The sequence below is a fragment of the Enterobacter cloacae complex sp. IR5403 genome (assembly GCF_049238705.1).
Classification (GTDB): Bacteria; Pseudomonadota; Gammaproteobacteria; order Enterobacterales; family Enterobacteriaceae; genus Enterobacter; species Enterobacter hormaechei_C.
This window is the reverse complement of the sequence record NZ_JBMKHP010000002.1, coordinates 189,214-209,968: the sequence shown is the minus strand read 5'-3', so window position 1 is coordinate 209,968 and position 20,755 is coordinate 189,214. Positions and strand designations below refer to the sequence as shown.

The window sequence follows — 20,755 nt, the reverse complement described above, 5'->3', positions numbered from 1 at the left end:
AGCGACGATACATCCTGCGGTTAGCGTTTTGTGCAGGCTACCATAAATTGATTGCCCGGCGAACCGGGCAATGCGTCAGTATTCCACGCGCACCCAGCGCTGCTGATGATGACTTTTCATAATTGCATCAATGATATACATCACACTGGCGCCATCGTGGAAGGTGGCAAACTGCGGATTATCCGGCATCGCGCCCGCCTGCACGGCACGGTAAAACTGCGCCATCATATTTTTAAAGGCATCCGGCCAGCCTTCAATGTGCCCGCCGGGGAAGTGGGCGCTGTCGGCCACGTCACGGTTCATCAGGCCCGGATCGTCGCTGAGTATCTGATTTGCACTGGCGCGATGGCCGATCCACAGCTGCTGCGGGATTTCCTGATCCCACGCCACCGACTGCTCGCTGCCGTTAATTTCAAAGGTCAGGCGATTTTTTCGCCCCGCGCTCACCTGCGAGACGCTAAAGCTGCCCTTGCTGCCGTCGTCAAAGCGGAACAGCACCGAGCCAAAGTCTTCGGTGGTGACCGGTTTGTCTTCATACTCCGCCTGCTCGTCATGGGAGAAGGTCTGATGACCGCCCGCGCTGGCCTTGCGCGTCGGCCAGACGGTGGATAAATCAGCCATCACCTCGGTAATGCGCCTGCCGGTCACATACTGTACCGTATCGCACCAGTGGGAGCCGATATCCGCCACCGCCCGCGACGCGCCACCGAGCGCGGCATCCACCCGCCAGTTGTAGTCGGTTTCCAGCAGCATCCAGTCCTGTAAATAGCTGCCGTGCGAGGCAAACAGCCGCCCGAGGCTGCCCGCGCGCATCATGCTCGCCGCCTGGCGCACCATCGCAAACTGGCGATAGACAAAACTCACGCCATGCACCACGCCTGCCTGCTCCGCCAGCGCCTCCAGTTCGCGCGCCTCGTCCGGCGTCATGCACAGCGGCTTTTCGGAAAACACGTGCTTGCCCGCACGCAGGATCTGACGGTTAATCTCCGCGTGCAGGTGGTTCGGCGTGCAGTTGTGCACCGCGTGCAGATTAGGGAGCGCGAGCAGTTCCTCCACGCTGGCACAGGCGTGCGGTACATTGAGCTGGTGCGCCTTTTCCTGCGCCTTAACGAGCGAGCCGTCGCAGAGCGCGACCACCCGCACAAACCCGAGACGCCTGAGCGCCTCGATATGCGCCGGGCCAATAAACCCGCTGCCGATAATCCCGACGTTAATCATGGCTGCCCCCTGCGGCGAAATCATCAAACGCCCGTCCGGAAACCGGGATGATATTACGGCGGATAAATTCGCTGCCCTCACTCGCGCCGGTATCGCCATCCTTCAGGCAGCACTCCCACTCCAGCACCGCCCAGCCGTCGTAGTCGTACTGGGTCAGCTTGCTGAAAATGCCCTTAAAGTCGATCTGTCCGTCGCCGGGCGAGCGGAAGCGTCCGGCGCGGTTGATCCACGGCTGATAGCCGCCGTAGACGCCGCTGCGCCCGCTGGGGCGGAACTCGGCGTCCTTGACGTGGAACGCTTTAATGCGCGCGTGGAAGATGTCGATAAAGGCCAGATAGTCCATCTGCTGGAGCAACATATGGCTTGGATCGTAGAGAATGTTGCAGCGCGGATGGTTGTCCACCAGCGCCAGAAAACGCTCGAAGGAGACGCCGTCGTGCAGATCTTCCCCCGGATGCAGCTCAAAGCAGACGTCCACGCCCTGCTCGTCGAAGGTATCCAGAATCGGACGCCAGCGGGTCGCCAGCGCCTGGAACGCCTCCTGAAAGCGCTGCTCGTTGTGCGGCGGCCACGGATAGAAAAACGGCCAGGCCAGCGATCCGGAGAAGGTAGCGTGCGCTTTCAGGCCTAATCGGGCCGAGGCGACCGCCGCCTGCTTCAGCTTTTCCGTCGCCCACGCCTGACGCGCCGCCTCGTTACCGCGCACGGAAGCAGGGGCGAAGTGGTCAAACGCCTCGCTGTAAACCGGGTTTACCGCCACCAGCTGCCCTTCCAGATGGGTCGACAGCTCGCTGATGACCAGCCCATGCGCGGCCAGCTTGCCCGCGATTTCATCGCAGTAGGCCTGACTCTCTGCGGCTTTCTCCACATTAAAGATATGCGGATGGTTGCAGGGGATCTGCACCGCTTTGTAACCCTTCCCCGCCGCCCATCCTGCCAGCCGGTCGAGCGTGTTGAAGGGCGCTTCCCCGCCAATAAACTGCGACAGAAAAATGCCCGGTCCTTTCATTGTCCTCATACCACCTCCAGAACGTTACGCCTTGTCATCGTCATACTTAAACGTGATAAGGAAAATCAGCGCGATCGCCGCGGCAGCCACCGCCGGGATCCACCAGAATGTGACCCACGCCTGCGGCACGGTCTGCCCTGCCACCAGACGGTTGTAGAGCGCGCCGGAAATCTGCGAGCCGAGCAGCATGCCGATGCCGTAGGTGAACATCACGATCATGCTCTGGGCCTGACCTTTGACCTTTTCGCCCGCCACGCGGTCGGTATAGATAAAGCCGACGACAAAGAAGAAATCGTAGCAGACGCCGTGGAGCAGAATGCCGAGATACAGCAGAATGCGCCCCTCCTCGCTGACGCCCAGCGCGAACATGGCATAACGTACAAACCACGCCAGCATGCCGATCAGCAGCATATATTTCACGCCCAGGCGGCGGAACAGCAGAGGGATAATCAGCATGAAGACGATCTCAGACATCTGCCCGAAGGACATGGCGGTGCTGACGTCGGCAATCCCGGCATCCGCCAGATACGAGGCGGTGTAGGCGTAGTAGGTGCCGAGCGGGACGGAGATCAGCATCGCGCAGACGGAGAAGACGAAGAAGTGGCGGGTTTTAAGCAGCGCGAAGGCGTCCGCGCAGAAGAGATCCCGCACCTTTACCGGCAGGCCTTTTGCCGGGGCGGGCGTGTGTGGCAGCGTCAGGCTGTAGACCGCCAGCAGCACGGAGCTTATCGCCGCCACCTGGAAGATGGTGACGCTGGACGCCACGCCGGTGACGCCGATGAAAATACCCGCCGCGATCCAGCCGATGGTGCCGAACACGCGCACTACCGGGAAGGTTTTATCCACGTTCGCCAGGCTGTGAAACGCGATGTTGTTGGTCAGCGCCAGCGTCGGCATATAGCAGAGCGTGTAGCCAAACAGCAGGCCAATCAGCAGCGCGCCGTTCTCGGCAATCAGCGCCCCCGGCACGAACCAGAGGATCGCCGCGCCTGCGAGGTGCATCACCGCCATCACCTTCTGCGAGGCGAAGAAGCGGTCCACCAGCATCCCGAGCACGAACGGCGAAAGAATGGAAGCGATAGGCCCGGCAGAGAACGCGTCGCCAATCAGCAAAGACATGTTGTGCCGGGTCATCACCAGGCCAAGCGTGACAGACCAGCTACCCCAGATAAAAAATTGCAGAAACATCATCAGCGACAGACGCGGCACCAGCAGCCGGTGCTGCGTTATCGCCTTTTCACTACTCTCAGTTGACACCATGATAAGCCTCACCCGGAAAAAGTAATCGATTACAAATTCGTTCAAATGAAAAGTAATCGATTACAAAATAAAGATCCTGTGGATCGGAACAGAATTGGGAGGGGAGTCACGATAAAGGTGAAGGGGAGGTGCCGGGTGACGGCTGCGCCTTACCCGGCCTACTAAATAACGTCCCCGAACATGTAGGCCCGGTAAGCGCAGCGCCACCGGGCGTGAAGGCGGGCAGTGTGGTGCGGTCTGGTTTGGTGCGGTCTGGTGCCCTCACCCCGGCCCTCTCCCACAGGGAGAGGGTGCAAACACTAAAAACGGCAACCAGGTTGCCGTTTTGCTTTTACCTTCGTGAAAGCTTAAACGCGACAAACAGGAACACCACCCACACCGGCAGCAGCATCGCTGACAGGCGCATCTCATCCATGGTGCACATCAGCACCAGAATCAGGCCGAGGAAGGCGATACAGAGGTAGTTCCCCGCCGGATAGAGCAGCGCTTTAAACTGGGTCTCGCGCCCTTTGCGGCGCATTGCCGCGCGGAAGCGCAGGTGCGCCAGGCAGATCATGATCCAGTTCAGCAGCAGCGTGGCGACAACCAGCGCCATCAGCAGGCCAAACGCCTCTTTCGGCAGCAGATAGTTAATCAGCACCACCAGCGAGGTGATAGCGCCAGAAAGGAACAACGAATTGATCGGCACGCCGCGACGGCTGACGCGGGTGAGGAACTTCGGCGCGTTGCCCTGTACGGAGAGGCCAAACAGCATGCGGCTGTTGGAGTAAACCCCGCTGTTGTAAACCGATAATGACGCCACGAGAATGACGAAGTTGAGCGCCGAAGCCACCACGTTACTGTTCAAATCGTGGAAAATCATCACGAACGGGCTGCTGTCAGATTTCACTTCTACCCACGGATAGAGCGCCAGCAGCACCACCAGCGAGCCGATATAGAACAGCAGGATACGGTACACCACCTGGTTGACCGCTTTCGGAATGCTTTTGTGCGGATCGCGTGCTTCAGCCGCGGTGATGCCAATCAGCTCCAGCCCGCCGAAGGAGAACATGATCACCGCCAGGGACAGGATCAGCCCTTTCCAGCCGGTCGCCAGAAAGCCGCCGTGCTGCCACAGGTTGTCGATGCTTGCGCGCTCGCCGCCGTGACCGGAGAACAGCAGCCACAGGCCAAAGCCGATCATGCCAATAATCGCCAGCACCTTGATCAGCGCAAACCAGAACTCGGTCTCGCCATACAGGCGCACGTTCACAAGGTTAACGGCGTTAATGATGATGAAGAAGGCCGCGGCCCAAATCCACGTCGGCACGTCCGGAAGCCAGTACTGCATATAGATGCCAGCGGCGGTCAGCTCTGCCATGCCCACCAGCACGAACATCACCCAGTAGTTCCAGCCGGAGAGGAAACCTGCGAACGGCCCCCAGTATTTATAGGCAAAATGTGCGAAGGAGCCAGACACCGGCTCTTCAACGACCATCTCGCCGAGCTGGCGCATGATCAGGAAGGCGATAATCCCGGCGAGAGCGTAACCCAGCAGAACCGCCGGGCCAGCCATTTGGATGGCGGGGCCGATGCCGAGAAACAGCCCGGTACCGATCGCGCCGCCAAGGGCAATTAACTGAATATGTCGATTTTGCAAACCACGTTGCAGCGTCGGACTCTGATCCGACGAAGCTTCAGCGCTACCATGGCCTGAAGCGGATGACGCGTCTTTCACGCCCTACCCCTGTCTCTTTTTTAGAAGGGGCACGTTTTAACACTTCATGCTGGTGGTAGCAAGCTTAACGCCGGGCCAGCGCATGCGCCCGGCGGATAAACGTCACGACCCGATGAGCCCGCCGTCCGCTTTGGTAATCACCACCGTTGACGATCGCGGACGCCCGTTCGGGCTGGCATCTGGCCAGTTGGAAACAGCGCGCGGATTGGCCGGGTCGGTAATATCATCCCCGCCCTCCCCCGGATGCTGAATGTTGATAAACAGCGTCCGGTTGTCCGGCGTAAACGCAATGCCGGTGATTTCACATCCGCGCGGCCCGGTCAGAAAACGGCGATACTCGTTGGTGCCCGGAATGGTGGCGACCATCTGGTTATTGCCCATCCCCTCGTACGCTTTCTTATTGATGGTGCTGGAGGAGACGTCGGTCTGGATCCACAGGACGCCCTGGTGATCGAACGACAACCCATCCGGGCTACCGAATGCCGCGCCCTGCATGGAGCCTTTGGCCTTCGGATCGTCGCCGTCGGTACGCCCGGCCATAACCAGAATATCCCACTTAAAGCGTGCGGCGGCAGGATCGGCGCCCTCTTCGTGCCAGTGCATGATGTGCCCAAACACGTTGTTGGCGCGCGGGTTAGCGGCATCGACCGGCGCCTTGCCCTCCTTCCCGCGATCGCTGTTGTTGGTGAGCGTACAGTAGACGCTGCCGCTGGCGTGCGGATCGACGGCAATCCACTCCGGACGATCCATTTTCGTCGCCCCCACCGCGTCGGCCGCCAGGCGGGTTTTGATCAGCAGATCGCCCTGGCTTTCAAACCCGTTGCTTTTATCCAGGCCATTTTGCCCAAAGATCAGCGGCAGCCAGTCGCCGCTCCCGTCCTGGTTGAACCTGGCGACGTACAGCGTGCCGGACGTCAGCAGCTGCATATTGGCTTCCCGGTTCGCGGGATCGTATTTTTTGTCGGAGACAAACTTATAGATGTACTCAAACTTCTGGTCGTCGCCCATGTAGACCACCACGCGATTATCGGCGGCGAGCGTGACGGCGGCCCCCTCATGCTTGAAGCGGCCCAGCGCGGTGTGCTTGCGCGGCGTGGAGGTCGGGTTGTAGGGATCGATCTCCACCACCCAGCCGAAACGGTTGGGTTCGTTAGGGGTTTTATCGACGCTGAACCGCTCATCCACCTCGTTCCAGCGGTAGGACTCATCGCTGTCGCTGATGCCGTAGCGTTTTTCCAGCGGATTGAGATCGGCTTTTTTCACAAAAATGTCCGACCAGTTCTCCTCGCAGGTGAGATAGGTGCCCCACGGCGTGTGACCGTTGGCGCAGTTCTGCATGGTGCCCAGCACGCGTTCCCCCTGCGGGTCGGCGGCGGTTTTCATTAAGTCCTGATGCCGCGCCGGGCCGGTAAGCTGCATCGGCGTATTGACGGTAATACGCCGGGCGAAGGAAGACGGACGCACCACCTCCCAGCCGCTGCCCGTTTTTTTCACTTCCACCACCGACACGCCCATCGCGTTCTGCCCCTTGCGGGCTTTGTCGAGGCTCCAGTTCGCCGTACCGTCGGTAAACAGCATCCCGTTATCGATGTATTCATGGTTCAGCGCCAGCAGGCCATGCTCCGGGTTTTGCGCCCCCTGCGGCAGGCTAAACCACGCCATGCCGTCGTGGTGCATACCCGCCTGCACAGCCTGTTCGTCTGTGGTATTGCTGGCGTCCGGCTTAAAGGCCGGCATGTTGTCTTTAATCCCCGTCGGATCACCCCAGCGATAGAACGGGCGGGCAATATAGCCTTCCGGCACCCTGACCGTGTCTTCCGTAGAGACGTCGATGCTGGTAAAGCCCAGGGAAACCGCTTTTGCCAGCGCGGAAGGCTTCGATACCGCGGCAATGGCATTTTCGGGTGTGATCAGATACGGGAATGATACGGCGGCCCCCGCTACGGCCCCCATCTGGAGAAAACGGCGGCGGGAGAGGAACACCTCTGCCACCTCGGAGAATACCGGGTTAGCGCTGCGGTTGCTGATATCGTCGCGATGTTCTTTTTTAAATACGGATTTGAGGGGTCTGCCCATAGCGGCTTCCTGTCATTGGCCAAGAGGTAAGGATGTGGCGACCAGTGTAAGAAGCTTTTATTACAATTTTATAACACGACAACGAAGGGATTGGGGCGTCCCTGCCCCGGATAACGAGGTGGAACGCTTAGAACTCGTAGCCAACCGAGACCTTAAAGGTACGCGGCTCGCCCTGAGTGATGTAAGTACCGGAATCGTCCACGCTTGACCAGTAGTTCTCGTTGGTCACGTTGTCGATGCCAGCCCGCACGGTCATCTGGTTTTCATTGTGGTTCACCGCGAAGCGATAGCGCATGCCCAGATCCAGCGTGGTGTAGCTGTCCAGCTTTTTGGTGTTCGCAAGATCGGCATACTGCGTGCCGGAGTGGTTAACGCGCGCGGTCGCCGTCAGACCTTCAATCGGCTTGATGTCGTACTCTGCGCCCAGCACGGCGTAGAAGCTCGGAATACCGATCGCATCGTTGCCCTGATTGACGCCGTTTTTGGTTTTGGTCAGCTCAGCCTGCAACCAGGTGGCGCTGGCATTCAGGCGCATCCCGAGCATGGGCTCGCCGAAGACGTTCAGCTCCACGCCGCGGTTACGCTGTTCTGCATCCAGGCCGTAGTGACCGCTGTCGTCAAGGATCGCCGACGGCATTTTGATCTCAAACAGCGCCAGGGAGCCGCCCACGCGGCCAAAGTCCGCCTTTACGCCCACTTCGTTCTGCTTAGAGTGCACGATACCGGTGCTCTGGCCGTAGTTAGTAGCAGTGTTCGGCGCAGTTTCACCGGGCTGTAACGCCTCGGTGTGGTTGGCGTAGAGGGAAATTTCCTCCCACGGTTTATAGACTACGCCGTAGGTTGGCATCCAGCGGCTGCCGTCGAAACCGTCCGCGTCGTTTTCCGCGCCGGTGATTTTGTTGTACCCACGGATGACAACTTTCTGATGACGTGCGCCTGCGGTGAACAGCAGCCTGTCATCCAGCACGCCCAGGGTATCACTCAGCAGCCAGCCCTGCGTGCGGGTGCGCCCGCTGGTCAGCGGATCGCTGTATTTGCCGCCTGAGCCGCTGAAGTTGCTGCTGTCCGGCATAGCCACGCCGGTGTTGTGGTAGATATTGGTGGTTGGGTTATCCGCCGCAGCCGACATCTTCCACGCGATTTTTTCGTTTTTGGTCATCGCCGAATACCCGACGTTCACCTTATGCGAGACGAAGCCGGTAGTGAAGTTACCGCGAATGCCCGCCATGCCGCTGACGGAATCGCTGATGCGGTTGGTATCAAGGCGGCTGACCGTCGCATTACCGCTCTTATCGAGGAGCTTCGGCGCGCTGTAGATCCCTTCTTCGTGCGCGTGCTGCGCGCCGAGACCGGTATACGCCGTCCAGCTATCGGTGATGTCGTACTCGCTGCGCCACATCCCGAACTCGTTTTCGATATCGCTGTAGGCCCACTTCTGCGAGAAGTTGCGATCGTTCTTCGGCGGTTCAGGCACAAAGTCCACCGCCGAGATGTTGACGCTGGTCGGGCTGCCGTGGAAGGTTTTTTTCTGGTAGCCCAGGTCCAGCGAGGTGCGGAAGCGGTCGCCTTTGTAATCCAGGCCGGTGGAGAGCAGCGTGGTGCGGCGGCGGTCGTTCGGCACGCCGGTTTCGCCTTCGCGATGCACGAGGTTCACGCGCGCGCCAAACTGGTCGTTATCACCAAAGCGACGACCCGCATCCAGCGTGGTGCCAATCTGGGAATCCGAGGTGTAGTCGACGCCCACTTTCGCCTGCGGGGTGTCGCCCGCGTGTTTAGGCTCAAGGTTGATCATCCCGCCCACGCCGGAGCTTGCGGCGCCGTTCATCAGCGAGTTGGCCCCTTTGAAGATCTCAATGCGGTCAACCATCTGGGCATCCACCACCTGACGCGGCAGCACGCCGGACAATCCGCCAAAGGTCATATCGTCGCCGTCAAACTTCAGGCCGCGAATGCGGAAGGTTTCCGCGCTGTTGCCGTAACCCTGAACAAATTGTACGCCCGCGTCGTTGGCAACCACGTCAGCAATGGTTTTTGCCTGCTGATCTTCCACCAGCTTCGAGGTGTAGCTGATGATGTTGAACGGCACGTCCATGGCGTTCTGCTGACCGAGCATCCCCATTCGTCCGCCGTTCGCCACCTGCCCGTCAAGGAAGGCGGGCACCAGCTGGTCGCCGCCGGGTTTGAAATCACTCCCCGCGGTGGACTGGACGACGATGGTGTCCTCTTTTTTCTCATCCGCCGCAAAAGCGGAGTGGGTTACCGCGCCGATGGCAATCGCCAGCAGCGTTTTGTGCATTGTGGTGTTGTTCATAATGAGCTCTTAACGTGCGCGCAAAAATGACCCGTTGTCGGGCCTTAAATGTTATTAAAAGAAATGCAAATGAGAACTATACGCATTATGTATACGTAATCAAGTGTCAACGGGCCTCTCTGAGTGAGAAGCGGCAAGAAACAATGTTGAGGGGGAGATACGGCGCGCAACCACCCCGAAACAGGGGTGGTTGCTAAGGCATTATTTTTTCTTGAAAATATCGGCGGTACCGTGAATTTTGTTGTTGGTGTTGCCGGAAGTCAGCACCAGCACATCAGCACCTTCTTTATCGGCTTTCTCGATCAGCTCTTTTTTCGCGTCGTCTACCGAGACTTCATTGGAAGTGCTAACCGTACCGATTTTTTCATACTGTGATTCAACTTTCTCAAACTCGTTCTTCGTCAGCAGTTCAGCCGCAAAGGTATTGGTGGTAAACAGAAATGCAGCGCCCATCAAAATAGCAGTCGTTTTTTTCATAACCTTTTTCCTTGAGATTAATCAGCAACTACAAAAAGCCCCACGAGTGAGAGTGAGGTGATATGAGCATGGTAGAGGAATAACAAAATTGCCACAGCGTAAGAAAAATACTGTTATAACAGTCAATTGTGCTGTGAAAAATGTGCGTTAACGCTACTTTCGCGAGGGGTGTTTCATGGAGAAAATCAGCAGGGCGTCGCGCGGGCGGCAATCTGTGAAAATTAATGGCACGCCCTGTAGGATTCGAACCTACGACCTACGGCTTAGAAGGCCGTTGCTCTATCCAACTGAGCTAAGGGCGCACGGAGAAGAGTGTACTTCGCGGTGGTGAAACGCCTGGAATTATACGGTCAATGCGTAGTGAGTCAATGCCTTTTCCGCCTTCTCTGGCGATAATGACTAGATGATTGTAAATACGGCTGTTTTTTCAACATTTATCCCTCTTTTACGGGCTGCGAAAAGGCTTAGCCGCTTTTAAGTAACGCCTGCTGTTTTCCTGTTCACTTCACCTTCACACTGTCCTGCGGTATCCCGGCCACCTGGAGGCTGGAAGTGAACAGGACGACGGAGTGACAGCGTCAGAGCAGACAGGTTTCCCCTCGTGCGTGCAGCACATCTCACACGACATTACAGGCATTAAGCTTGAACCCATTGTCGCCCTCTCCTCTTCACGAACGGTGGGGGCCGAAGTGCTCAGCGTGCTGTCGCCGCATCAGCAAAGCGAAAGCTTTTTCCAGGGCTGGTCAGCCGCCCGGGCGCTTATGCTGCTGGAAGCACAGATCGCCGCGTTAAAAAACCCCTTCCCCTGTGACAACCTTTTCATAAATTTGCCGATAACCGTTCTGACCATACCGGAAATGTTCCAGCGTTTACTGCAACTTAACAGCCCACCGCTGAACATTGAACTCGTGGAGCCTGACTCGTTCTTTACACTCTCAGACCCGGCGCGTCTGAGGGTGAGTTGTGCGCTTCAGCAGTTGACCGCGCGGGGACACCGGATCTGGCTGGATGATATTGATGAAGCGTCAGGGCACGCATTTTTATCCTGCCGCCTGCCGTTAAGCGGAATAAAAATCGATAAGATCGCTTTCTGGCGTTTACGTGCAACACCGGCGCTGACACAGCTGGTCACCCTTTGTTCAAAAATTGCTGCGAATGTGCTTATTGAAGGCATTGAAACAGAAAGGGACCGTATATGCGCGCTTCATGCTGGCGCGCGCTTCGGTCAGGGATATTATTGGCCATCCTGGAGATGGCAGGAGGACTGAACGGTCATCGCCAAGAGGGAAGCTATGCGAATGACAGTACGCCGTTACCGGCGTCGTCGGACAGGAAGTGATTCACTGGGTTCTACGCACTCGCCTTTTGCTCTCCCATTTTTTGATCGTCTCGAATATTTGAGCCAGTCAATCAACCAGACCCGCAAAACCGATGCTCCCTTTATCATTCTGGTCACACAGGATAATTATTTCCGTTCCGGTTTTCTGAGCGGGCAGTCGCCCCTGAGCAATTGCTGCGACTATTCCACGCTGGATGCCGCCCTCAGTGATTTAAATCACTGGCCTTCATCGCGTCTGGTCGTCGACATTGAGAGCCGCGCCTCGCCGCTCATTGACCTGCTGGACCGATTACGCCGCCACAGCCTGTTCGCCCCCTACCTGACACCCTACCTGCTCGTCCGCGCCGATGATTATGATGCACGCCTGTTTTGTAAAGCGGCTGGCCCTTTTCATGTTCTTGAACGCCAGCTAACGGCGCTGGCTATGCAACAAACCTTGCTGGCAGCACCGGCCCCCGTCGGCAACCGCAAAGAGTGGTTTTCACGGGATGAATGGCCGATCTTACAGGCGCTGTCCCAGGGTCGCTCCCTGCGTCAGATCGCGCAGTTACAGAACCGCCCCTACAGCCGCATTATTTACCGTCTCAGCTGCATCCTGGCGAAACTTGGGCTGAACCATCGTCATGAGTTGCTACATCTTCTCAACAACCTCTCAGATTTCACGTATTAACGTATTCAGTAACTACTTAATTCCTAAAGACCTTTAGGAAATTACTTAGGATATATGTTAAATTTTTGTGTTTTTTAACAAAACTTTCGATTTTATAACTATTCCTAATTCCTGACCTTAAACCATGCGAAATGCTGCCGGTACGCTCAACGAGAGTGATTTTATCCATGCGTTAAGGTTCTGGCGCTTCCGTTAACAGGATGATAATGGTGTAAAAACAAGCGATTCACCTGTAAAAGAATGCGATGAGAGGTGAAGAAAACAGCAGATAGTGCTGTTCTGTTGTTGGGATCGGCAATTTGCCATGAGACGTTTGAAACGGGGAGATAACGCACGAAATGGCGGATTTCAGGGAGGGCGAACAGGCGGAATGCAGGCTGTCATAGTCTGTGTATTGTTAACATTTGATCAACATACAGTAAGATCGTTTATTTTTTGTTATTACATAAAGATGAAAGTGTGTGGTAAATGCAATATCAGGACATTTTTGCTAATTTTAAAAAGTTAGTGATTCAGATCCAGAACATAATAATCAGCAATATATGGATATTAATTTACAGGCTTTTCGGACAATACTTAAACGGTATAATAAGACGTGTTTGACACACTAATAAGAAAAATCATTTTGCCATAACCAGCCTTATGAGATAACTGCGCTGAGGCATTGATATCACCACTACGTAAACAAGGATGCTTTCGCTCTTCCCAGGGACATTTACCGTACAAGGATCTGCGCAATTATCCTTCCGGCTTTTCGAGAGTTTTAACAAAACTCAGCATAACGCTTTTAACAATCTGAGGCATAAAAAATGAAACCGGCATCCGTTATCATTATGGACGAACACCCTATCGTCAGAATGTCGATAGAAGTCCTGCTACAGAAAAATAAAAACATCCAGGTCAAACTGAAGTCAGGCGACAGCCACGAAGTGCTTGACTGTATACGCAACCACCCCATTGATCTGGTCATTCTCGATATTGAAATGACGGGCACGGATGGGTTTGTATTGCTGAAAAGAATCAGGAACTTAAATAAAGACATTAAGGTTCTTTTCCTCTCTTCGAAATCTGAAGCCTTCTACGCAGGACGCGCCATCCGCGCCGGGGCAAATGGTTTTGTCAGTAAGCGAAAAGATCTGGGGGAAATTTATAACGCGGTGGAAATGATCCTGACGGGCTATTCTTTCTTCCCCTCAGAAACATTGAGTTTTATAAACCATCTGGGCTCGCGGACGGGCGCCGCTGTGGATATGCCATTATCGAATCGTGAAGTGACGGTTCTGCGATATCTGGCGAACGGATTATCTAATAAGGAGATTGCGGATCAATTATTACTTAGCAACAAAACAATTAGCGCCCATAAGTCTAATATCTTTTCCAAGCTGGGTGTGCAAAGTATCGTTGAATTAATTGATTACGCGAAAGCGCACGAATTACTGTAATCCCTCCCTCTCCCTGCAACATATAACCGTTACAGGGAGAGTGGATACGATTAATTATAATTAATCATGAACGTTGCATCGGCGTCAGCCCGGCCCGGCTGCGGGTTATCCGCCGTGGCGATATAATTGGCATAAAACGACAGTTCGGCATTTCCCTGCGCATCCACCGCCACCGTCTGGCTGGCCTGCTGCAACGCGAGGCGCGTTTTATCCCGGTCGAGGATCTCCACGGCCACGTTGCTGGCCGCGCTGGCGTCATTCAGCGCCAGCAGGCTGTTATCATGCCCGTCCATCTTCCCCGTAAATGTGACCGAAGCCGCCCCCGGCGGGCATCCGGTCAGCTTCAGGGTGAACGGTACAGGCTGCGTCCGGCTCCCCGTTGTGCGAAGCTGTTTCGTGGGCCAGGTGCCGAGCGTGACGGTTTTATTGCTGTCGTCCCCCTCCGCCACGCAGGTAAAATCCACGATATTGCCGTAAAGCTGAATGTTAATTTCCCCAAGCGCCGTCTCTGCGTGTGCAGGGGAGCAAAGCGCAAAGAGCGCGACGGCTAAATACCGCATTCCGTTTCGCATACCTGCTCCTTAGTCGTAGTCGACGCGTAAATAGCCGCGAGAGGTAAAACGCCCCTCGGCAGGTTTTTTACCGGTTACGCTGACGGGCCACGCGCGGATCCCCACCTGCGCCTGAGCGCTGTCGTCCAGACGGAACGGGATTTTGCTGGTCAGGTTGTTGGGCGTCAGCGGCACGCCATTACTGTTGGCAATCACAAAACCCACATCCGCGTTATCGGAAACCAGCGTACTGCCTGAAACCTTCTCCGCTTCAACACGCATCGTGAGCATGGCGTTCGCCTCGACGTTGGTGCATTTGATGCCGATGGTTTTGCTTTGCGCTGAGATCCCCTCCGGCTTATTCCCGATGCCCGCTTTACTGAACAGGGAGGCGCCAATGTCCCCGAAATCGAACTCCACCACATTCCCGGCATTAATTTCGCAGCTCTGAGGCACCTGTATGGTCCCGCTGTAGCTGATGGTATAAACCGGCGTGGTGAGCGGATCCGAGGAGGTCGTGGTGACGTAAACCCGGAACATGGTCGCCCGGGGGATCACCACCATATTGATAAAGCGTCGGGTCACTTTAAGCCGGAAGACGAGGCTGGAATCCTGTACGCCAAACGGTTTGTTTTTAGACACATTCGGGTGGCTCCCCATCTGAATGTAGCTTTTGGGCGGATAAAACGTGCCAGCGTAGCTGTCGGTGATTTTCATCGCCCCGTCCAGATAGTCGTTTAGCTTCAGATACTGGTAGCCATCGCTGGTGCCCGTAACAGGGAAATCGGTAACATAGCTGCGCTTGGTGGTGTTCCCGGACGTTCCCTTAGGGCAGACGGCGTTGACGCCCACCCACTGGGACTTCTCGCTGAGCGTGACTATCTGCCCCACCTGGTTATTGGAACTGTTGAATTTATCCGTCAGGTCGTAATACACCTCCGTCGGCACGCCATTTTCATTGACGCAGACCGTGGCGAACGCCTCAGATAGCGGCAAAAACGCCAGCAGGGATAGCCCCAGATAATGGATTTTATTCACAGCGGATCCCCTTAAGTGTGATCGCCTGTTGCAGGCTCTGTTCTGGCAGGCTGTAGGGCGCACGACACTGGGACTGCTTCCCGTCTCCCCACTGAATCAGCAGTTCCCCGCTCAGCGGCAGCCCGCTCAGGTAAATCTGACCGTCATCTCCCACCATGCTGGTTACGCCGCTCTGCGTCTCACGCACCACCGCCCCAAACGGTACAGGCTGGTTATCACGCTTCACGGTGAGCAGCGCACGCACGCCGATGCGGGTGTCAAAACTGGCGCGCACCAGCGCACCGTTCGTCGGTACGACGCTGGAAACGTTATTTTCAATGTCGGTGTTGTTGCTCATGGTGTTGGTGTCGAGCGCCACGCGGTTGTAACGGTACACCGTGGCGTACGGCATCACCGCATAGCCACGCCAGTCTGTTTTGACGCCGGTCTGGTTTTCGACGCTCACGCCTGACGCGCCCGGCGCTTTGATCAAGACGTTGGTATCGCCCAGCGGCTGGCTGAATGTGATGCCGTCTGAATGCCCTACCACGCCGCCGGAGAGCTGCCAGTTGAGGTCGTGCTGATCCCGGGCGTAGTTGTAGCCCACGCCCAGCGTGCCGTACTTCGCCTGCCAGTTGGCGCTGGCGCTGCCGCTGGCACCGTTATTGCTGGTGTGACCCTGCGTGACGCTGTAGTTCAGGTTACGATCCTGGAGCAGCGTTCCGCTGATCCCGGTCTGCCAGCTGGTATCACCGTCGCTGTTACGGCTGGCTGAAGCCGTGGCATAGGCCCGGTCGATGGCGTTATCGCGACGGTAGCCGTGACGGGTAAACAGGCTGAACGGGACGGAGACGTTGAACGAGGCGATCCGGTCGGTTCCATCAATGCCGACGGCCTTGTTCCACGACCAGGATAAGGCGTAGCTGACCCCTTTCACCCCGCCCGCGTAGCCGAGCTGATACCAGACGTTGGATTCGCTGGTGCCCCAGTAACTTTGCTGGCTGCCCGACACGTACACCGAGCCGTAATCGCCGAGAGACTGGGAGATATTGAGCTGGAAACGCCCTTTTTTATTCAGCGTCAGGTTGTGATAGCTCTGCACGTCCGGCACGCCGTCATCGTCCTGATCGTCGCCATACTGGTAGCCTTCCATTGTGCGCCAGGCCACATCGTCGAGGGTGTAGAAGCCTTTGGTCGAGTAGCGATAGCCCAGCAGCTGGAAGTTGGTGCCGAATCCGTTAAGGGATTTTGCGTACAGGAACCGCAGGGACTGCCCTTCATGGCGGCTGTCATCGGCAAGCTGGCTGCGGGCATGGGTGAGGTCAAGTGAAACCGCCCCCCAGTCACCGAGGTTTTTACCCGCGCCAATGGCGATGGCGGTATAGCGCGAGGCCAGCTGCGTTCCGCCGTACAGCGTGTAGCCGTCGGCAAGGCCCGCAATCATCGTACCCTGAGTAAAGAACGGCGTGTCCTGCTCGCTGTTGCCGCTGCGATAGTCCCCTGCCACCAGATCGTATTTCCAGCGCCCTTCACGCTGGAGCAGCGGAACGGTGGAATACGGGACGGTGTAGCGCTGCTGGCTGCCGTCCTTCTCTTCCACCGTCACCTCCAGGTCACCGCTTGAGGAGGTCGGGTTAAGATCAGTTATCGCAAAAGCCCCCGGCTGCACGTAGCTCTGGTAAATTACGTATCCGTTCTGGCGGATCACCACTTTGGCGGGGGTGCGGGCGATTCCGCGCACGGTAGGCGCGTAGCCTTGCAGGCTGTCCGGGTACATACTGTCGGACGAATAGAGGCGACCACCGCGAAAGCCGACGCTGTCGAAGACATCGTTACCGGTGTTGCTGTCACCCAGCACCAGCTCGCTTTTCAGCGGGATGATCGTACGCTGTGCCCAGGTACCAATATTTTGCCAGCTGCTGTGCCGCTGGCCGTTGCTTTCGGTATACCGCCACGCGCCGTTATTGCGTAATCGCCAGGCGCCATAGTTCAATCCGCTTTGCAGGTTCAGATAGTAGCTGTCGTCGTCGCTGCCCCGGTTGCCGGTAAAGCTGTAGTTCAGCAGCGCGGCGGGGATGCCTTCATCCCACTGTTCAGGCGGAATATACCCGCGGGCGCTGTTTTGCATCGCCACCTGAGGCAGGCTGACGTTCAGGCGCAACGAGGCGAAGTTGAACGCCGTTTCGCTACCCGGAATCGCCGTGGTGAGCGGAACGCAGGTATCACCCTGCACGTTGCTCAGTTCCGGGAAGGCGGCGATATTGACGCCAAAGCGATCGAGCATCGCGCGCGTTATACACGGCGACAAACCGCCCGCGACCGGCGGCGTGTTGTCGGCTTGCTCAAACCGCACGTCCTGCGTGCCGATAAACTCATCGTTACGCCAGATATCGACGCGATAGACGCCCGGTGCCTGCTGGTGGCCTTTTTCAAAACGCGACAAATCCGCCACGTTCGCCGTGTCATCGGAGAGAAACGCCGGGTTAAAGTAGCTTTCGCCCCAGCCAGCGAGTGGCCAGAGCGTTGCCATCAGTGCCAGCGCAACCGGGCAGTAACGCCATTGAGTGTTCATCGCCCTGTCTCTGCTCACAGGCTGACGCTACGCGCCGGCGTAATGGCGCCATAGTCATTCACACTCTGCCAGGAGAGCGTGCCGCTCGCGGCGGCAGGCAGCACCTGCTGCGCCGAGCTTTTAGGAGCAACCATCAGGTTATCCAGCGTCTGACCGCCGAGCTTCAGATTGACCAGCGTGACGTAATACGGCGAGGCATTGCTCACCTTAAGATGGTTGCCGACGCGCTCAAAACGCAGCTGTGAGAGCGCCTCTTCCGGCGGCATCGCCAGGTTAGCCGGGCGAACAAACAGCTTGATACGTGACAGAATAGCCAGTTGCAGGACGTTGTTGCCGTCCTGATGTTTTTTGCTGACGGAGGGAATCGCTTTGACGTTCATGTAAAAGAGTGATTCGCGATCGGCAGGCAGCGCCGGGCCTGCGTAGATAATGCGCAGGGTGTTTTCGCTGGCCGGCTCGCTGACAAACAGCGGCGGCGTGACGGCAAAGGTTTTTTCCTTTTGCCCGTTGGCATTTTCTATCCACGCGTTAATTAAATAGCGCTCTTGTTTATTGCTGTTGGTGATCGCCAGCGACGTTTGTTTGGCATCGGCCGGATAAATAACGCGCGTCGCGCCCAGCGCAATTCCGCCGGACGCATTCGCGCTGGCAGAAACCATCATCAAAATAAAAGCTAAAAACAGTCCAGGTTTAATCAGGGTGTTCATCACAACCGTACCTTTAATAATTAGTTCGCAGGCGTCAGGGATAAATCAACGTAAACCAGACATTCGACTGAATAGTGCCTGGTACAAGGTGTTCGGAAATTGCCCGGTAGCGGGCGCTGAAATGAAATACCAGCTCTCGGGTGTTAATGGGTAACCAGCTCACCGCCGTCGCGTTCGGGATAATCTGACGTTGCTGTTCGTCAAAAAGCGCCAGCCCGACACCACTGCTTACCGCATTTTCCCCCGGCCGCGATGTCGCCAGGAAAACCTGCGGGTCTTCTGCCGGTGTCACTCCCTGGAACTGGATCCCTACGGTGCGGGAGACGTCCACGCTGCAATCCAGCAGACGCACGGTGAAAGGCACATTAACCGTGGAAAAGCTGCCGACGCCGGAAAAGGCGTTTGTGCGGTATTGCCCCATATCCACGCGCATATTCTGGCTGTCCGGAGCCACGGCGCAGCCGCCGTTAACCAGCTCTCCCTTGAGGTGTACTTTGCCGCCGTCAATGACCACGGTATGTGCGTTTACCGCTGGGGCAATCGCAAGGGCGCACAGCAGTATCCCAGTCCTTGTCATCCTTCGCTCCCGGTATAGGCGATCAAAAGACCTCTTCCCTGAGGCCAGCCACATCCCTGTACTCAGGCATTACTCGTATTTCATTACGAATGTTGCGTCCGCGTTTGCCTGGCCCGGCTCGGTGGTCGCCGCCGTGGCTTTATAGCGCGCGGTGAAGTTCAGGGTGTTAGTCCCTTCAATCAGGTTCTGCGCCGCAGAGAAGGTGGCGCCATCCGGGGTCAGCGTGGAGGATTTGCTGTCGAGGATCTCAATACCTACGCCCTTCGCGGAGTTGTCGTTGTTACCGGAGCTTACCGCCAGCAGCGTTTTGTCGGTGGCGTCGATCTGGCCGGTAAACGCGACAGCAGCGGTTTTCGCTACCGCAGGATCGCAGTCGTTCAGTTCGATCGTGAACGGAATATTGGAGGTGGTGTCACCCACTTTAGTGAATTTCGCGGTACGGTACTGGCCAAGATTAACCGTCTGCTCTGAAGAGTCAGTATTCACTGAACACGCGGCATTCACTAATTCACCTTTAAAATGCACCGTACCACCGTTTACAGATACAGGCGCTACCGGATCTTCTGCGTGAGCGGCACCCGCGACCAGTGCCAGAGTTGCAATAACAGTAGAAGCAATGTTGCTGAGTTTCATGTCTATTCCTTTAAAATGTAAATAACCCTTCCCGCGCATATTCGGGAATAAGAAATACGTTCAATTAAAAAATTGAAGGCTTATTTCGGAGAGGACAAAGTAGCTCAGGAATCTATTTCGTAATATGTCAAAACGCTGCCATTTTGCCAGGTCACATCCTAATCGCCTCTAAGAAATTGACCATGCCCTGAGAAGGGGTTTTGCAGGCCATCGATGAAATCTCGTAAAGGGTGACTGACAGCGGCGCTCGCTTCTGACAAAATACAGGCAATCCCCCCTTTCTAACGTTACAGACGGAATCTTCTCTCTGATGGCAGCAAAGATTATTGACGGTAAAACGATTGCGCAGCAGGTGCGCTCTGAGGTTGCGGAAAAAGTGAAGGCGCGTAAAGCCGCCGGATTTCGCGCCCCCGGGCTGGCCGTTGTGCTGGTTGGCAGCAACCCGGCTTCGCAAATTTATGTCGGCAGCAAACGCAAAGCGTGTGAAGAGGTGGGGTTCGTCTCCCGCTCTTACGATCTGCCGGAAACCACCAGCGAAGCGGAACTGCTGGAACTGATCGACACCCTGAATGCCGATAAAGAGATCGACGGCATCCTGGTTCAGCTGCCGCTGCCTGCGGGCATCGACAACGTGAAGGTGCTGGAGCGCATCGCGCCGGACAAAGACGTTGACGGTTTCCATCCGTATAACGTGGGCCGCCTGTGCCAGCGCGCGCCGCGCCTGCGTCCGTGTACCCCGCGCGGTATCGTGACGCTGCTGGAGCGTTATAACATCGATACCTACGGCCTCAACGCCGTGGTAATTGGCGCCTCCAACATCGTGGGCCGTCCGATGAGCATGGAGCTGCTGCTGGCGGGCTGCACCACCACCGTTACCCACCGCTTCACCAAAAACCTGCGTCACCACGTCGAAAACGCCGATCTGCTGATCGTTGCGGTCGGCAAGCCGGGCTTTATTCCGGGCGAGTGGATCAAAGAGGGCGCAATCGTCGTGGACGTCGGTATTAACCGCCTGGAAAACGGCAAAGTGGTCGGCGACGTGGTGTATGAAGATGCCGCAGCGCGCGCATCCTATATCACTCCGGTTCCGGGCGGCGTAGGCCCGATGACGGTCGCAACACTGATTCAGAATACCTTGCAGGCGTGCGAGGAGTATCACGACGTAGAGGACGCGTAATC

At 56.6% G+C, this 20,755-nt stretch carries 17 protein-coding genes and 1 tRNA gene; 4 read left to right on the top strand and 14 right to left on the bottom strand.

Features of this window, described 5'->3' with window-relative positions:
* Positions 1-75: 75 nt before the first annotated feature.
* The 8 genes from ACOTW6_RS03970 to ACOTW6_RS03935 all read right to left on the bottom strand — a co-directional run bounded on the left by ACOTW6_RS03970 (position 76) and on the right by ACOTW6_RS03935 (position 10,370).
* Entirely contained in the window at positions 76-1,218 is a 1,143-nt protein-coding gene (locus ACOTW6_RS03970) for a Gfo/Idh/MocA family protein (protein WP_213788925.1), read from the bottom strand.
* A complete protein-coding gene (locus ACOTW6_RS03965; protein ID WP_213788926.1) occupies positions 1,211-2,236 on the bottom strand; it encodes a sugar phosphate isomerase/epimerase family protein in 1,026 nt (341 codons plus the stop codon). Before ACOTW6_RS03965 ends, ACOTW6_RS03970 begins: the two co-directional genes overlap by 8 nt.
* A gap of 15 nt (positions 2,237-2,251) precedes the next feature.
* Positions 2,252-3,487: an MFS transporter gene (locus ACOTW6_RS03960; protein ID WP_213788927.1), complete on the bottom strand. Its 1,236-nt coding sequence runs from the start codon at positions 3,485-3,487 to the stop codon at positions 2,252-2,254.
* A 331-nt stretch (positions 3,488-3,818) separates the two neighbouring features.
* The gene (pheP, locus tag ACOTW6_RS03955; RefSeq protein ID WP_126490112.1) at positions 3,819-5,204 is read right to left on the bottom strand and encodes a phenylalanine transporter; all 1,386 of its coding nucleotides are present in this window, start codon (positions 5,202-5,204) and stop codon (positions 3,819-3,821) included.
* A gap of 102 nt (positions 5,205-5,306) precedes the next feature.
* Positions 5,307-7,280, bottom strand: a complete 1,974-nt coding sequence (locus tag ACOTW6_RS03950; RefSeq protein WP_213788928.1) for a PhoX family protein — start codon at positions 7,278-7,280, stop codon at positions 5,307-5,309.
* A gap of 127 nt (positions 7,281-7,407) precedes the next feature.
* A complete protein-coding gene (locus ACOTW6_RS03945) occupies positions 7,408-9,591 on the bottom strand; it encodes a TonB-dependent receptor (protein ID WP_090279560.1) in 2,184 nt (727 codons plus the stop codon).
* Positions 9,592-9,792: 201 nt separating this feature from the next.
* Positions 9,793-10,068, bottom strand: coding sequence for a DUF1471 family periplasmic protein YahO (gene yahO / locus ACOTW6_RS03940; RefSeq protein ID WP_015571217.1), 276 nt, complete (start codon positions 10,066-10,068; stop codon positions 9,793-9,795).
* A gap of 225 nt (positions 10,069-10,293) precedes the next feature.
* A tRNA-Arg gene (locus ACOTW6_RS03935) sits at positions 10,294-10,370 on the bottom strand.
* A gap of 303 nt (positions 10,371-10,673) precedes the next feature.
* Here ACOTW6_RS03935 and ACOTW6_RS03930 point away from each other — a divergent pair.
* The 3 genes from ACOTW6_RS03930 to fimZ all read left to right on the top strand — a co-directional run bounded on the left by ACOTW6_RS03930 (position 10,674) and on the right by fimZ (position 13,519).
* Complete coding sequence (locus ACOTW6_RS03930) at positions 10,674-11,336, top strand: EAL domain-containing protein (RefSeq protein ID WP_213788929.1); 663 nt, start codon at positions 10,674-10,676, stop codon at positions 11,334-11,336.
* 24 nt (positions 11,337-11,360) lie between these two features.
* Positions 11,361-12,077, top strand: a complete 717-nt coding sequence (locus tag ACOTW6_RS03925; RefSeq protein ID WP_062932263.1) for a helix-turn-helix transcriptional regulator — start codon at positions 11,361-11,363, stop codon at positions 12,075-12,077.
* An 809-nt stretch (positions 12,078-12,886) separates the two neighbouring features.
* Entirely contained in the window at positions 12,887-13,519 is a 633-nt protein-coding gene (gene fimZ / locus ACOTW6_RS03920) for a fimbria biosynthesis transcriptional regulator FimZ (protein ID WP_003858901.1), read from the top strand.
* Between the two features lie 50 nt (positions 13,520-13,569).
* On the opposite strand, the gene sfmF is transcribed toward fimZ, so the two are convergent.
* The 6 genes from sfmF to fimA form a co-directional block, all read right to left on the bottom strand.
* Positions 13,570-14,091 (bottom strand): fimbria assembly protein, encoded by a 522-nt coding sequence (gene sfmF / locus ACOTW6_RS03915; protein WP_023296055.1) that lies wholly within the window; start codon positions 14,089-14,091, stop codon positions 13,570-13,572.
* 9 nt (positions 14,092-14,100) lie between these two features.
* A complete protein-coding gene (gene fimH / locus ACOTW6_RS03910) occupies positions 14,101-15,108 on the bottom strand; it encodes a type 1 fimbria D-mannose specific adhesin FimH (RefSeq protein WP_017383238.1) in 1,008 nt (335 codons plus the stop codon).
* Positions 15,101-17,659 (bottom strand): fimbrial biogenesis usher protein, encoded by a 2,559-nt coding sequence (locus tag ACOTW6_RS03905; RefSeq protein WP_213788930.1) that lies wholly within the window; start codon positions 17,657-17,659, stop codon positions 15,101-15,103. Before ACOTW6_RS03905 ends, fimH begins: the two co-directional genes overlap by 8 nt.
* 14 nt (positions 17,660-17,673) lie before the next feature.
* The gene (gene fimC / locus ACOTW6_RS03900; protein WP_015571222.1) at positions 17,674-18,366 is read right to left on the bottom strand and encodes a type 1 fimbria chaperone FimC; all 693 of its coding nucleotides are present in this window, start codon (positions 18,364-18,366) and stop codon (positions 17,674-17,676) included.
* 34 nt (positions 18,367-18,400) lie between these two features.
* Positions 18,401-18,943, bottom strand: coding sequence for a type 1 fimbrial protein subunit FimI (fimI, locus tag ACOTW6_RS03895; protein ID WP_213788931.1), 543 nt, complete (start codon positions 18,941-18,943; stop codon positions 18,401-18,403).
* Between the two features lie 69 nt (positions 18,944-19,012).
* Entirely contained in the window at positions 19,013-19,576 is a 564-nt protein-coding gene (gene fimA, locus ACOTW6_RS03890; RefSeq protein ID WP_003858911.1) for a type 1 fimbrial major subunit FimA, read from the bottom strand.
* A gap of 310 nt (positions 19,577-19,886) precedes the next feature.
* On the opposite strand from fimA, the gene folD reads away from it, so the two are divergent.
* Positions 19,887-20,753 carry a bifunctional methylenetetrahydrofolate dehydrogenase/methenyltetrahydrofolate cyclohydrolase FolD gene (gene folD, locus ACOTW6_RS03885; RefSeq protein ID WP_006809817.1) on the top strand — a complete coding sequence of 289 codons (867 nt, stop codon included), beginning with the start codon at positions 19,887-19,889 and terminating at the stop codon, positions 20,751-20,753.
* Positions 20,754-20,755 lie beyond the last annotated feature (2 nt).

Coding starts and splice junctions, on each gene's coding strand:
- ACOTW6_RS03970 (WP_213788925.1), bottom strand. CDS start 1,218: ATGATTAACGTCGGGATTATCGGCAGCGGGTTTATTGGCCCGGCGCAT.
- ACOTW6_RS03905 (WP_213788930.1), bottom strand. CDS start 17,659: ATGAACACTCAATGGCGTTACTGCCCGGTTGCGCTGGCACTGATGGCA.
- yahO (WP_015571217.1), bottom strand. CDS start 10,068: ATGAAAAAAACGACTGCTATTTTGATGGGCGCTGCATTTCTGTTTACC.
- ACOTW6_RS03945 (WP_090279560.1), bottom strand. CDS start 9,591: ATGAACAACACCACAATGCACAAAACGCTGCTGGCGATTGCCATCGGC.
- fimC (WP_015571222.1), bottom strand. CDS start 18,366: ATGAACACCCTGATTAAACCTGGACTGTTTTTAGCTTTTATTTTGATG.
- ACOTW6_RS03925 (WP_062932263.1), top strand. CDS start 11,361: ATGCGAATGACAGTACGCCGTTACCGGCGTCGTCGGACAGGAAGTGAT.
- sfmF (WP_023296055.1), bottom strand. CDS start 14,091: ATGCGAAACGGAATGCGGTATTTAGCCGTCGCGCTCTTTGCGCTTTGC.
- ACOTW6_RS03950 (WP_213788928.1), bottom strand. CDS start 7,280: ATGGGCAGACCCCTCAAATCCGTATTTAAAAAAGAACATCGCGACGAT.
- folD (WP_006809817.1), top strand. CDS start 19,887: ATGGCAGCAAAGATTATTGACGGTAAAACGATTGCGCAGCAGGTGCGC.
- ACOTW6_RS03960 (WP_213788927.1), bottom strand. CDS start 3,487: ATGGTGTCAACTGAGAGTAGTGAAAAGGCGATAACGCAGCACCGGCTG.
- fimA (WP_003858911.1), bottom strand. CDS start 19,576: ATGAAACTCAGCAACATTGCTTCTACTGTTATTGCAACTCTGGCACTG.
- ACOTW6_RS03965 (WP_213788926.1), bottom strand. CDS start 2,236: ATGAGGACAATGAAAGGACCGGGCATTTTTCTGTCGCAGTTTATTGGC.
- fimZ (WP_003858901.1), top strand. CDS start 12,887: ATGAAACCGGCATCCGTTATCATTATGGACGAACACCCTATCGTCAGA.
- fimI (WP_213788931.1), bottom strand. CDS start 18,943: ATGACAAGGACTGGGATACTGCTGTGCGCCCTTGCGATTGCCCCAGCG.